Origin of the sequence: Streptomyces sp. NPDC088732 (genome assembly GCF_044751205.1) — a bacterium.
Taxonomy (GTDB): Bacteria; Actinomycetota; Actinomycetes; order Streptomycetales; family Streptomycetaceae; genus Actinacidiphila.
Genome location: NZ_JBIVLI010000025.1, coordinates 86,241 through 97,438 on the forward strand (window position 1 = coordinate 86,241; position 11,198 = coordinate 97,438).

Genomic DNA, 11,198 nt, shown 5'->3' on the forward strand with positions numbered 1-11,198 from the left:
GTTGGGCGCTGGGCGAGCCTACTGGGAGGGCTCCCAGTTGTAAGCCTGTGAGCCGTCTGTGTCTGTGCTGAGAACGTACCGGCCGGACTCGTTGCTCCCGCCTCGGCGGATCTCGACGCTGTCGATGAACGTGTCGGCGGTGTGGCCGCCGTCGAAGGGGCCGCCTACGTAAGGCACCTGGTTATCCATGGCCAAACCGTAGCGCCCAGTGTTTTTCTCAGGGCTTTTGCCGTGGGACGTGAGAAGAGTCACAGGCCCCAGAGAACTGCTCTAAACGCGTTCGCGGAGAGGTGCGTGACCTCGGATTTACCCAGGTCGTTTGGAGGTGGCGAGTAAAGAAAGGGGCCGCCAACCCTGCTTCACTGCGTCGATGGTGAACAGCCATCAGATGCCGTAACGGGCCTGGTCATCGCCTAGGCTCATGCTTCACGAAGAAAGGCCCAGTCAGCCGGCTCGCGACCGGTTGACCTGACCAGACCTTCCTTCGTCTCTGCCCACCGATCCGATCTCCTAGGAGAGTGACAATCAGTGAACTTCGAGCAATATAAGCGCACACGGTTGCACGTGCGCAACCTTTGGACGCTGCTGCAATACCGGCTGCAGGAATGGCTGCGCAGGCAGTCGTCCCGCATTCGCAAGCGCGTACAGAAGCACCGCGAGGACATGATCCGGGCCGCTTTTACCGGCGCTTCTCACCGCGCGGGGGACTACGCCCTGGTCCTCCTCGTGTGGTGGATGACGCACCGCTAGCCGGGCCTGGGGCCCTCTCCCTGACCGGGGGAGGGCCCTATCACCTGGATGCCCTGCCGGACATGCGAGAGGGGCCCCAGCCGACCGGTTGGGGCCCCTCTCGCATGTCACGGTCACGCTCGGGTGGAGGACCTGCCCCACAGCCGGTTGTGGTTCGTGATGTTGACGGTCTTCCCCTGCTTCCCGCTGCCGATCGAGGGCGCGAGCTTGGCGACGAGCAGCAGTAGCGCAATCGCGAAGACCGCGCTGCCCGCGCCGGCGACCGCGCTGACGAGCTGGCTGGCACCGATGAGGAGCTGCCCGGCGCCCCAGCCCGCGGCCCCGGCCCCGACGCCTCCGCCGAGCATGCGGGCGGCGAGGGGGTCGATGAGGGGCTGCGGCTCGCGCGGCGGCGTCGGGGCGGTCGGCATGAGCGAGGACCTGCGCACCGAAATGAACAGGTTCGGGTTGTAGGGGTCCGGGACATGGACGATCGGGTCGTTCACGTCGTCGACGTACGGGACGTGCCCCGCGGCCGGGAACACGCGGGTCGGGGTCACAGGCTGGCCGGACATGCGTCCTCCTCGGTGGCGGTTGTGGTGGCGGGGACGGGGATGTGGGCGGTCGCGGTCAGCACGTAGGTCTTGGCCTGGCCGCGCTTGCCGGAGTCGTCGACCCAGCCCTGCGCGACCCACTGCGAGACCGGGCCCTGCACGCTCGTGCGGTGCCCGGCGATGCCCTGCGCGACGGCCTCCTGCAGCGTCAGGCCCTCGGCCCCCGCCTCTCGAAGCGCCTCCCACAGCTCCAGCCGGTTGTCCGGGATGCGGGAGCCGTCGGGGTACGTCGGTACAGCGCGCAGCAGCACCGGCCGGGCGGCGGGCGCGTCCGGGACGGGCACGGGCGTGCCGCCGCCGGGGCCGCCACCGCGCGGGCCCGGGTCGTCGACGGGCGCGGACGGCTCAATGAGCACGCCGTCCGCGCTGACCCCGCCGTACCGGGCAACGGTCGCAGCGATGTCCGCGTCGGACGGGTAGTAGCCGCGCCGCTCCATCGGCTTCTGGTGGTCCTTGTCGCGGGAGGCGATCATCAGCTTCCCCGGCATGTCCAGGTCGGTGAGACGCCATCCCTCACCGTGCGCGCCCGCGCCGAGGATGAGGTTCGTGGCCACGGACTCGGTCACGCCCAGGCCGATGCGCACCTGGTACTGCTGACGCGCGTCGGTGGAGTCGCCGAACACCCTTGCCGACGGGGACTGCGTCGCCTCGATGAACTGGACCGCGCAGAATCGGGCGATCTGCTTCAGCGACTCCAGTTCCTTGGCCAGTTCCGGGGCGCGACGGATCAGCTCCGCAAGCTCGTCGATCACGATGAACAGCGCGGGGCGACCGTGCTTGGTCGGGTCCCACTTGCGGACCGGGACGCCGGTCTCACGGCGCCACTGCGACATCAGCTCGCCTCGCTCCTTGATCTCCCGCCGGACGTAGTCGAACAGGGCCGCGGCCTTGTCCGGGGTGTCCGCCAGGGCGCGCGCGCACGACGACCAGGAGCCAAGCTCCACCGCGCCGGGCTTCATGTCGACGAGGAGCAGCGCCGCATCCTTGCAGGCCGCGAGGTTGCCGAGGATGACGTTCAGAACACCGGACTTCCCGTTGTCCGTCGCGCCCGCCACCAGGACGTGGTTGTACAGCGGGTCGTACCCGAACACGGTGCCGTCGGGGTTCATGCCGAGGGGGAGCCACTCCGCGCACGACGTGATGGCCGGACCGGGCCACGGGATCGTCTCCGCCAGCGGGTCGCGGGTCTGCACCCGCACGATCAGGTGGTTGGCCTGCGCACCGACGGACAGCCGCAGGGTGCCGACGATGCCCATGTTCGCCTCGAGCTGCGTCTGCCGGGCGATGACGGCCTCCGCGCTCGTGTTCTTCCCGGCCGGCAGTGTCACCAGGGCGTGCCAGCCGGTGTCGGTGAACACGATCTGCGAGACGTCCTGTGCGGGGATGCCGAGGGCGACCAGGCCGCGGCGCAGCGCGGTCTCCTCCTTGGTGTCGCCCGTCACGCCGGCCTGGGTGACGTTGACGCCCAGGCCCTCGGGCATGGCGCCGGTCTTCGCGGCCTTGAGCTGCAGGGCGATCCGCTCGTGCCGGGCCTTGACCAGCCACGGCACGTAGACCGCGTACGAGCCGATGAGGACGACTCCGCCCGTGATGAGGGAGGGCATGGACGGGCCGTTCCAGGCGCCGATCCACGTGTCGACGGCCATGACGGCACCGCCGATGCCCAGGTGGGTGGCGGCCTTGCTCTTGAATTTCAGCCCGGCCAACGTCAGGCCACTGGCCGCGAGGGTTGCCAGGCCGTACACGCCGTGCTCGAGCAGCGAGACGCCGGCGGCGTGGTGGAGCCAGGACAGCGAGGTGAGCCCGAACGTGGCCGCGGCCGGGGCCAACTCGTAGCGCAGCCGGCCGCACACCCGGCATACGGCCTTGCCCACGGCGACCGACGCGTTCCCGACGCTGGAGGCGGCGCGGAGCGCGCGCCCCTTGGAGGGGGTCTTGGTGATGGGTGAGGTGACGTGACGAGGCGGCGTGAATCCTGCTGTGGTCACGTCACCTCACCTCGCCGAGGCGGGCGTGGGGAGACGGCGGCAGGGAGCGGCCGGAGTACGCGAGGGCATCCGTGGTTCCTTCGTTCGGGTTGGTCCCGGCGGTGCTCTCCGCCGAGGGGCTGTTCAGTTATGCGATCACTGTACCGGTGTGGCCGGTGGGGGTGTAGAGAGCAACGGGCGGGCGGCGGCTATCAGTTGCCGCACGCGTGGCGGGAGTGGCTCGGGTCGGGCCGGGGGCGGGTCGACGCCGAACCACTCGCGGGCGAGGTCTGCCGGCAGGGCCACCTTCATGGCGATGGTCCGCACGGTGGGGCCGGTCACAGCGTCTTCCGTTCCAGGAGCGCGCGGGCCTCCGCGGCGTGGTCGCACATCGGGCAGTGCCGGGTCTCGCCGAGTGCGGCGTGCACCGCCTCGTGGACGCGCTGCGTGTTGTGGAGCAGCTTGTCGGCGGCCTCGCCGCGGGCCAGCTCGGCGTTGATGGTGGCTGTGAGGGGTGCGCCGAACTGCCAGACCATCGGGGATGGTGCGAAGCGCTCTACGGCCTCCCAGAACCCTTTGGCCGCGTCGTCGGGCTCGTAGTTCTCCCCGAACTCGTGACGGCCGTCGGGATGGACGCTGATGAGCGGTTGGCCGTCGGTCCCGCGGATGGAGATGGTCGGCGGCGGCGGGACGATCACGGCCTGGATGGCTGTATCGCTGAGCGCTCCCATGATGACGTGCGCTCCCGTCTCTCCGGACAGGCGCTTGTGCAGGGCCTGTCCGGAGACCTCGCCGATCAGCACTTCGCGGACATCGTCGGGACTGAGCAGGCCGCGGACCTCGTCGGGAACCCCGTAACGGTTCTCGGGGTCGTTGTCGTTCATGCGGTCTCCAGCCCGAGAAGCTGCAGGATTTCCTTGGCCTTGGCGTTGCAGGCGTCGCAGGCGCCACCGACTTCGGAGCCGCAGATCATCGACGCGATCCGCTGTGTGCGCTTGGGCCGGTCGGCCTGGGCGCTCTGTATGAGGCTTCGGGCTTTGATGTCGCAGCGTGCGCAGGAGCGCATCTTGCCCTCACGCCGGCCGCACACGACGAGCGCGATCTCGTCGTGGAGGATCTGGTCGAGGGGGTCCGTCGTGGGCTCGGGTGCGGTGCAGGTGGGCATTGGTGCTGTCCTTCGTGGTGCTGGTGGGTCAGACGCGGTGATGGGCGATGGGCTCGGCGTGCTCGGCGACGCCGATGTCGTACGTCAACGGGTCGTCCTCGTCCGGTGCAGGCGGGATGGTGCCGGTGAGGGTGAACGTGAACCGGTCGCCCGCGTCGACGACCTGCTGGCCGAGGAAGAGGGTGCCCGCATCAAGGCGGTGGGCGAGTTCCTGCGCGACGGTGGCGAGTGTGGCCAGGTCGGTGACGCAGACCGGCTTGGAGACGTCGAAGGTGACGGTTACCGGGTGCCGTGGGGACTGGTCGGTCATCGGTTCCTCCCGCTGCCCTTGGGGGCACGCGACTTGTGGTGGGCGATCTCCTTGAGGTCCGTGCCGACCTGCTCGTACGCGGTCATCTCTTGGCAGTGCGGGCAGCGGTAGGCGACGTACCGGCGCAGGGGGTCCGTGCGGGACTTCACGTGTCCCTGGTGACCTCCGGCCATCTCGCAGGGGCCCAGGTCCCCGCACCACTCGCACGGGGCCGAGAGGTGGATGATGACCGGGGCCTTCTTCCACGGCGACCAGGTGATCGGACGGCCGCGGTGCCAGGCGGGCAGAACGGCCGGGGTGTACGTCGGCAGGTCCGGGACCGCCCGCAACCGTCGGCCGCGGGAGTCCGGCGCCTCCTCGGGCTCCGGCAGCGTCTCGGCAACGCCGGCGGGAACGAGCTTGGGCGGTTCGGGCTCTGGCTCGCCCCGGAGCGACCGCAGGCAGGGCGGGCAGATGCTCGCCTCGTCCACGGGCCCGTCCCAGGGCCGAACCCCCGGAGCGCGCTCGACGTCCTGGCAGCACTCCAGGGGCACGGTGAACGCAGCCAGCGCGGGTGCCACGGCCCCCTCGACGGCAACGTGCAGCATCCGGCGGCCGGGGGCGCGCACCACCAACCGGCCGGCCCACAGTGGGGGAACGGCCGCGGCCTCGACAGCGAGCGCGCTCAACTTCCCACCTCCGGCCGCAGAAACGCCGGCAGCGGGGTGACGAACGCGTGCCGGAAACAGCTTGAGCCCACGACGGCGGCCCCTGAACCCAGCGACCACGTGTTGGCGAGAAGCCCCATGCCGCAGGCCGGGCACGGCACCTGGCGGCGCACGCGCACGGACCAGCCCGGGAGCGGCGGCGGGAAGACGGGGAACCCGACGGACAGCACCAGGTCCTCCGCAACGTCCGGCCGCAGCCGGACGTAGACCAGACCCGCCGGGTTATCGGTCCCCCTCCTCATCGGGCACGCCCCACGAGGAGGGGGACCAGGGCGGTCGCCTGCTGCTCCTGGCGGTACGCGTCCCTGCGGGCCGGGCACACGCTACGGCGGGCCTGGCACAGCTCCCCGGCCTCAACCCGACAGGTCGGGCAGGCCTTGGAGAACGCGCCGTGCCGGAACCGGCGGTGTGTCTCCCAGGTCATGTCGAGGGCGGCGTCCGCGGCCTGCGACGGTCGGACAGGGGACAGCGTTGCCATCACTCACCGGCCCGTCGTGGAAACGGCACCGGCTCGATCGTCCGGCCCTGTACGAAGGCCTCGAACTCCTCCTCAGGCATCCACCAGCACTCGCAGCCCCACACACTGCCGCCAGCGTCGAGGTCGATGCGCGGGTTGAGGTCCATGCCCCTCAGGAGGTCCTCGGCGCGCTCGGCAATCGACTTCGCGAAGTGGACTTCGGCGTTGGCTATCCGTGCGTCCGCGTCAGCCTGCGTTGACTCGCCTCTGGCGACGAGTTGAGCGTTGATCTCGCGCGTCGCCTCCAGGGTCCGGCCGGCGGCGTCGCTCTCCCGGATGGTGGCTTCCGCCAGGGCGCGGTCCTCGACGCTCCAGTTGCCGGAGCCTGGCCTCGGGAAGTCGCCGGCGTACACGCCGCGGCCGTACAAGAGGACGACGGCCTTGTCCGCGGCGCAGACAGCCACAACGCGCGTCCCCGTGGTCATCGTCGTCACTTCTGGCTCTCCTCGGTACCTGGGACGGGGATGTGCGGGCGCATGCCCTCCGCTGGCGCTTCCCGGACGCGGTCGAGCGTGTATCGCCACAGCTGAGGGCTCTCGGGGTGCGGCGGACGCTTCGCCCGCACGTAGTAGGCGGTGCCGAACTCGAGGTTGTCGCTGGATCCGCGCACGATCGGCAGTTCCAGCGTGAGCTGCGGGCCGGCCAGGGATGCGGGGGTCGCCGTCTTCGGCCCCCACAGCGCCAGGACGACGCCACGGTGTGGGCCCTCGGTGATCTGCACTTCGTGGATGTCCGCGGGCTGGCCGGCGACCGCTTCCTTCGAGGCGTCGCGGATGCTGCGCGCCCAGTCGTTGACGTCGACGGCCGTCGGGGATGGCGCGTAGCCGAGGACTGCGCGCAACGCGGCAATGGTCTGCAGCAGGGCGCCGTACGCCGCGACCGGGAAGTCGTCCTTCCACTGGTCCCGCAGGAGGGAGCAGGCGGCCTGGTCGACGATGTCGGCCAGGTGGATGTCCAGCGCGTCCGGGCCGACGTAGTGGTTGCCGCGCTCGAACGCGGCCAGGGTCTGCCGCACGATCCAGTCGCGGCTGACGGTCGGAGGGACGGGCGTCCCGTCAGGCTCGTAGACCTGCAGGTTGATGGTGCTCACGGAGGGGCATCTCCTAGCGCAGTTTTGTCGTGAGGGCACCGAGCCCCCATCTCCAGTACGTCGAAACTCGATTTCTGTTACACCTGCGCCGTCGTTGCAGGTCACAGGGTTAGGTGAGTTCGGCGATGACCATCGTCATGCGGGCGTAGCCGGTCGTGACGGGCGACCCCATGACGGGGTTCGGACCCAGCAGGTGCTCGTGGCTGTCGTCCGGCAGCAGCTTGCCGTCCGTGACCAAGCCGTCGACGTAAGCCTTCGCGGTCGGGGCCCAGTTGCCCGGGTCGCGCTTGCGGTTCACCGGGCGTGGGTGCAGCACGTAGAAGACGGCCGCGCGCTCCAGCCGGGGCAGCCGCATCGCCGTTGCCACCTTGGCCGCGTCCTCACGGAGCGCCGACCGCAGCCGGTGCACGGCCATGTGGTGCAGGCGCTGGTTGCTGGTCAGCAGCTCCACGCGGTACGGCATGAGGAGCGTCCAGGTACGGCCGACGCCGGCCAGGCCGACGAGGAGCTGCTCCACGTCGGGCGGCTCAGGGACGGACGGGAGGCCCGGGTGCGCCTGCACCCGGGCCTTCTTCGGCTTCACGGCCGCGGCCGGCCGGGAAGCAGTCGCCCCCGACCGACGGGCCAGCAGCGCCTTGTACTCCGCCGCGGTGATGCGCACCATCAGCCGCGGTCCTTGCGCGCGGTGCACGCCGGGTAGGTCGAGTTCCGGAAGCACCGGTCGTAGTGGTTGCTGGCCACCCGGAACTGCTGCTCGGTGCCGTCCGCCTTCCGCACGGTCAGGTAATACTCGGTCTTCGTGACCTTCCCGACGGTGACATAGTCCTTGTCCTTGTCGACGACCTTCCCAGACGGGCCCACCGGGTAGTGCGCGCAGCCGGCCAGCAGCAGGCCTGCCGCGACCGTGCCCAGGACAGTGGACGTGCGAGATTGCATGGCGTTCCTTCCATTCGGGTGAGTCCCAGCGGTGCTCTCCGCCGGAGATAGCGCCACATCGGGCGCCTTACGGTCCTGTCCTGGCGGTCAGACCTCGACGTCCTCCGCCTGCAACGAGTCGTACAGCGAGCAGGCGTTCTTCCACAGGCGGGCGGCCTCCTCGTAGCCGGCCTCCGCGTGGAGCCGGGAGAAGAGGTCCGGGAAGTTCGAGCCGGTCCCGTCCCCGTCGGGCTCGCTGTCCATCAGCAGCGCCAACTCCATGGCGTCCCGCGGGGTGCGGGAGGTGTGCGGCAGCGACTCGTCGTACGGGCCGAAGTCGATCGTGGTGCCGTCCGGGTGGGTGGTGTTGCGGAGCTGGCTCCGGAAGTCCCAGGTGGCGTGCTCGGCCTGGTGCCGGAAGTCGAAGGGGCCGATGCGGACGGTGTCATGGCCGGGGCGGGTCACGATCACGGCGAACTGGGCTTCGGACATCGCGGTTCTCCTACGTGCGGCGAGGGGCGGTGTGGTCAGCGGGTGAGGAGGGTCGGGTGGTTGAAGCTCACGCTGACCCGGTAGGTCAGGGTGCTGTTCAGTCTGGTCGAGAACCCCCAGCCAGCGGCCTGGAATGCGTCGATGAAGTGCCCGTAGACGGTCTCTCGCTGGTCGTCCGGGAGGTGCTTGGGCGCAACGACCTTCACGCCTCCGTCGGAGTAGGTGATGCTCGTCCCGTCCGAGGCCTTCGCCCACAACGGGCTGCCGTACAGAGCGGCCAGGGCAGAGGCCAGAGGTTGAGCAGCGTCGAGGACTGTTGATCGGAGCAGGGCGTCGACGGGGACCGTCACGCTGGGGCCGCGGTCAGAAGAGGAGGCTTCTGCACGGGGGGCTGTGGTCTCGGGCACGGGTAGTCCTGTCGTGTCGGTTGAGCGGAGAATCGTTCTGGGCGAAGAATCGAACGGATCGAACGGCCCGCTGTCAGATGGCCTTCGGGAACACCGCAGTGACCGAAGCGACCCACGCCCGGGATAGCCAACGCCCCACACGCCGAAGGGTCATGGGGAAGGCGTAGGCCAGGAGGGCACCGGCTGCGAGGGCGCACGCGAGGGAGAAGTTCCCGATGACCCAGCCCACCACCGCGACGACCGTGGCGACGAGGGCGCCGACCAGCGGCAGCATGATGCCGGGGAACGCCACGGTCAGCAGACCGAGCGCGACCAGGGCAGCAGTGGTCTTCCGGGAACGCGGCTGGTCCGCCATGGCGGTGTCCTTCCTTCGGGTGGGATCCGGCGGTGCTCTCCGCCGGGGGTGTCGCGGGGGGCCTTCACTGCTCCGGCTCCCTGCCCCCGCCCGGCCGTGCTGCGCCGGACGAGGACAGGCAAACGTCAGCTCTGGGCGTTGGTGATGGCGTCGGCGATGTCCGCCGAGGTGGCGCCTGCAGCGCGGGCGTTGATCTCGGTGAACGCTCCGGCCCGGAGCGCCTGGGTGGCCTGCGGGCTGAGCGGTCCGTGCTCCCTGATGGCGGCGGCAGCATCGGCCAGGGCGCGGCCGGCCTCCTGTGTCGCCTCGTCCCCGGCGGCCATCAGTGGATCTCGCGAACGGTGACGTCGAGGTTGCGCGGATCCGTCTCGGCCGCCGCGACGCGGCGGTTGAGGTCGGCCTCGTCGTAGACGGTGACGGTGTCCTTGGGCTCGCCGGTGATGACGTTGACCCTGTCGCCCGTGCGGCTCTCCGCCGTGAGGGCCCACTTCCGTGCCATGTGTCTGGTCCTTCCGAGTCCTGGGTGGGGAACGACGACCGCCCCGCCGGCCGGGTGACGGGCGGGGCGAGGAAGATCAGTACTTCTTGCAGAGCCCCTTGGCGCAGTTGGTGCAGTCCTCGTCGATGCGGTTGCGCAGGGGCGAGAGGGTTGCGTTCGCGACGACGTCCCCGACGAAGCCCCCGACCTTGCCCGCAACTTCCGTGCCGCGGGTGTGGAGCTTCAAGGCTGCGGTGTCCAGAGCCTCGGCGGCCATGCGGCTCACAAAGCCCATGGGGCGGTCCCTTCGCTTCGGGTGTCGGGCGGTGCTCTCCGCCCTCGAAAAAGACTGTACCGATGTTACCAGCGGTAGCCGACAACAACTGTGATTGTTGTCGGTAATCTAGTGCCCGTCACCAACCGACGCCCCAGGGGGAGTACATGCCGTCATGCGAAGAGTTGCCGCGCAAGTCGTCGGAGTCGCGACCGTGACCGGGACGAGCACTCTCGATGCGCCGCTCATCGTCGCCCCGAGCAGCGACCCCACCCCCGTGCAGCGGGCCGTCGTCGACAGCCTCCTGGACGACCATCCGCCCGAGACGTTCCTGTGGATCGTGTTCCACCGCGCCGACGGCGGCGCCCGGATCTGGTACGCCTGGACCGCTGGCGGTCAGCCACTCGGCGACCGCATCGATCAACTCGCCCTCGGTGCAGGGCTGGACGCGTCGGACTGGCTGCACATCGGCGACCGTCATGCCGCGCACTCCGAGCGTGGCCGTATCCGCGTCCAGGCCTACGCCCTGCGTCCCGTTCTCGCCGACGTCCAGGCCGGGGAGCGCAGCCCGGAGGACCGCCGTGAGGGAATCCGCCGCATCATCCGGACCGCTGCCACGATGACCGGGCAAACCCCGCGCACCCTCGCCCCCACCTGGCTCGGCTTCGGCCCCGTCCTCGTCAACCGGAAGGCCTCCGCCTGATGCACGACAGCCTTACCGACCTCCGAGCTTGGTCCGAGACGCTGTGCCAGGAAGGCGAGAACCCGGAAGCGCCCGGCCAGGCCCTCATCACGGCCTTCGACAGCCCCCCGATCAGCGAGGACCGCATGGAAGACGAGTACTGGGAGCAGCAGCGCCGGACGGCCGACCTCGAGCGCATCCGCAGCTACTACACACTCGAGGAACGCCACGGCGTGCGCGTGGCAATCGGCGGGCACATCCGCAGCGACGGCCTGGAGGGCGAGATCGTCGACACGTCGGGCCAGTACCTGATGGTCCTCGTCGCCGGCCAGGACAAGCCCGTGCGCTGGCACGTGACCGCGAACAAGGAGTACCAGCGGCGCGACGGGAGCTGGATCGCAGTGACCAAGCGCCTCGACCCGTTCGGCACCGCCGACCTGAGCGGAGACGAACGATGAAAGAGGGGATGCCCGCTGGACGTCAGGGACACGCTTCA

At 70.0% G+C, this 11,198-nt stretch carries 20 protein-coding genes; 3 read left to right on the plus strand and 17 right to left on the minus strand.

Annotation, left to right across the window (positions count from 1 at the left end):
* Window positions 1-18: 18 nt before the first annotated feature.
* The gene (locus ACIP9H_RS33835) at window positions 19-189 is read right to left on the minus strand and encodes a hypothetical protein (protein ID WP_401962799.1); all 171 of its coding nucleotides are present in this window, start codon (window positions 187-189) and stop codon (window positions 19-21) included.
* Window positions 190-528: 339 nt separating this feature from the next.
* On the opposite strand from ACIP9H_RS33835, the gene ACIP9H_RS33840 reads away from it, so the two are divergent.
* Window positions 529-750 (plus strand): hypothetical protein, encoded by a 222-nt coding sequence (locus tag ACIP9H_RS33840; protein WP_401962802.1) that lies wholly within the window; start codon window positions 529-531, stop codon window positions 748-750.
* Between the two features lie 113 nt (window positions 751-863).
* On the opposite strand, the gene ACIP9H_RS33845 is transcribed toward ACIP9H_RS33840, so the two are convergent.
* From ACIP9H_RS33845 to ACIP9H_RS33920, 16 genes are all read right to left on the minus strand, one after another.
* Window positions 864-1,304 carry a hypothetical protein gene (locus ACIP9H_RS33845; protein WP_401962805.1) on the minus strand — a complete coding sequence of 147 codons (441 nt, stop codon included), beginning with the start codon at window positions 1,302-1,304 and terminating at the stop codon, window positions 864-866.
* Entirely contained in the window at window positions 1,286-3,331 is a 2,046-nt protein-coding gene (locus ACIP9H_RS33850) for an FtsK/SpoIIIE domain-containing protein (RefSeq protein ID WP_401962807.1), read from the minus strand. The genes ACIP9H_RS33845 and ACIP9H_RS33850 overlap by 19 nt, the downstream gene beginning before the upstream one ends.
* Window positions 3,332-3,648: 317 nt before the next feature.
* Window positions 3,649-4,194: a hypothetical protein gene (locus ACIP9H_RS33855; protein ID WP_401962810.1), complete on the minus strand. Its 546-nt coding sequence runs from the start codon at window positions 4,192-4,194 to the stop codon at window positions 3,649-3,651.
* Window positions 4,191-4,475: a hypothetical protein gene (locus ACIP9H_RS33860; protein ID WP_401962813.1), complete on the minus strand. Its 285-nt coding sequence runs from the start codon at window positions 4,473-4,475 to the stop codon at window positions 4,191-4,193. The genes ACIP9H_RS33855 and ACIP9H_RS33860 overlap by 4 nt, the downstream gene beginning before the upstream one ends.
* Window positions 4,476-4,503: 28 nt before the next feature.
* On the minus strand, window positions 4,504-4,785 hold the full coding sequence (locus tag ACIP9H_RS33865) for a hypothetical protein (protein WP_401962815.1): 282 nt from the start codon (window positions 4,783-4,785) through the stop codon (window positions 4,504-4,506).
* Complete coding sequence (locus ACIP9H_RS33870) at window positions 4,782-5,453, minus strand: hypothetical protein (protein WP_401962817.1); 672 nt, start codon at window positions 5,451-5,453, stop codon at window positions 4,782-4,784. Before ACIP9H_RS33870 ends, ACIP9H_RS33865 begins: the two co-directional genes overlap by 4 nt.
* 516 nt (window positions 5,454-5,969) lie before the next feature.
* Window positions 5,970-6,443, minus strand: coding sequence for a hypothetical protein (locus ACIP9H_RS33875; RefSeq protein ID WP_401962818.1), 474 nt, complete (start codon window positions 6,441-6,443; stop codon window positions 5,970-5,972).
* Window positions 6,440-7,099 carry a hypothetical protein gene (locus ACIP9H_RS33880; RefSeq protein WP_401962820.1) on the minus strand — a complete coding sequence of 220 codons (660 nt, stop codon included), beginning with the start codon at window positions 7,097-7,099 and terminating at the stop codon, window positions 6,440-6,442. Before ACIP9H_RS33880 ends, ACIP9H_RS33875 begins: the two co-directional genes overlap by 4 nt.
* A gap of 109 nt (window positions 7,100-7,208) precedes the next feature.
* Window positions 7,209-7,763, minus strand: coding sequence for a hypothetical protein (locus tag ACIP9H_RS33885; RefSeq protein ID WP_401962822.1), 555 nt, complete (start codon window positions 7,761-7,763; stop codon window positions 7,209-7,211).
* Window positions 7,763-8,035, minus strand: coding sequence for a hypothetical protein (locus tag ACIP9H_RS33890; RefSeq protein WP_401962824.1), 273 nt, complete (start codon window positions 8,033-8,035; stop codon window positions 7,763-7,765). The genes ACIP9H_RS33885 and ACIP9H_RS33890 overlap by 1 nt, the downstream gene beginning before the upstream one ends.
* 87 nt (window positions 8,036-8,122) lie before the next feature.
* Entirely contained in the window at window positions 8,123-8,506 is a 384-nt protein-coding gene (locus tag ACIP9H_RS33895; protein WP_401962826.1) for a hypothetical protein, read from the minus strand.
* A gap of 35 nt (window positions 8,507-8,541) precedes the next feature.
* A complete protein-coding gene (locus tag ACIP9H_RS33900) occupies window positions 8,542-8,913 on the minus strand; it encodes a hypothetical protein (RefSeq protein ID WP_401962828.1) in 372 nt (123 codons plus the stop codon).
* Between the two features lie 73 nt (window positions 8,914-8,986).
* Window positions 8,987-9,268, minus strand: coding sequence for a hypothetical protein (locus ACIP9H_RS33905; protein WP_401962830.1), 282 nt, complete (start codon window positions 9,266-9,268; stop codon window positions 8,987-8,989).
* A gap of 125 nt (window positions 9,269-9,393) precedes the next feature.
* Window positions 9,394-9,591 carry a hypothetical protein gene (locus ACIP9H_RS33910; RefSeq protein WP_401962833.1) on the minus strand — a complete coding sequence of 66 codons (198 nt, stop codon included), beginning with the start codon at window positions 9,589-9,591 and terminating at the stop codon, window positions 9,394-9,396.
* Entirely contained in the window at window positions 9,591-9,767 is a 177-nt protein-coding gene (locus ACIP9H_RS33915; RefSeq protein ID WP_401962836.1) for a hypothetical protein, read from the minus strand. Before ACIP9H_RS33915 ends, ACIP9H_RS33910 begins: the two co-directional genes overlap by 1 nt.
* A 76-nt stretch (window positions 9,768-9,843) precedes the next feature.
* The gene (locus ACIP9H_RS33920) at window positions 9,844-10,041 is read right to left on the minus strand and encodes a hypothetical protein (RefSeq protein ID WP_401962838.1); all 198 of its coding nucleotides are present in this window, start codon (window positions 10,039-10,041) and stop codon (window positions 9,844-9,846) included.
* 193 nt (window positions 10,042-10,234) lie between these two features.
* Here ACIP9H_RS33920 and ACIP9H_RS33925 point away from each other — a divergent pair, with 193 nt between their 5' ends.
* Window positions 10,235-10,723 (plus strand): hypothetical protein, encoded by a 489-nt coding sequence (locus ACIP9H_RS33925; protein ID WP_401962841.1) that lies wholly within the window; start codon window positions 10,235-10,237, stop codon window positions 10,721-10,723.
* The gene (locus ACIP9H_RS33930; protein WP_401962844.1) at window positions 10,723-11,160 is read left to right on the plus strand and encodes a hypothetical protein; all 438 of its coding nucleotides are present in this window, start codon (window positions 10,723-10,725) and stop codon (window positions 11,158-11,160) included. The genes ACIP9H_RS33925 and ACIP9H_RS33930 overlap by 1 nt, the downstream gene beginning before the upstream one ends.
* Window positions 11,161-11,198 lie beyond the last annotated feature (38 nt).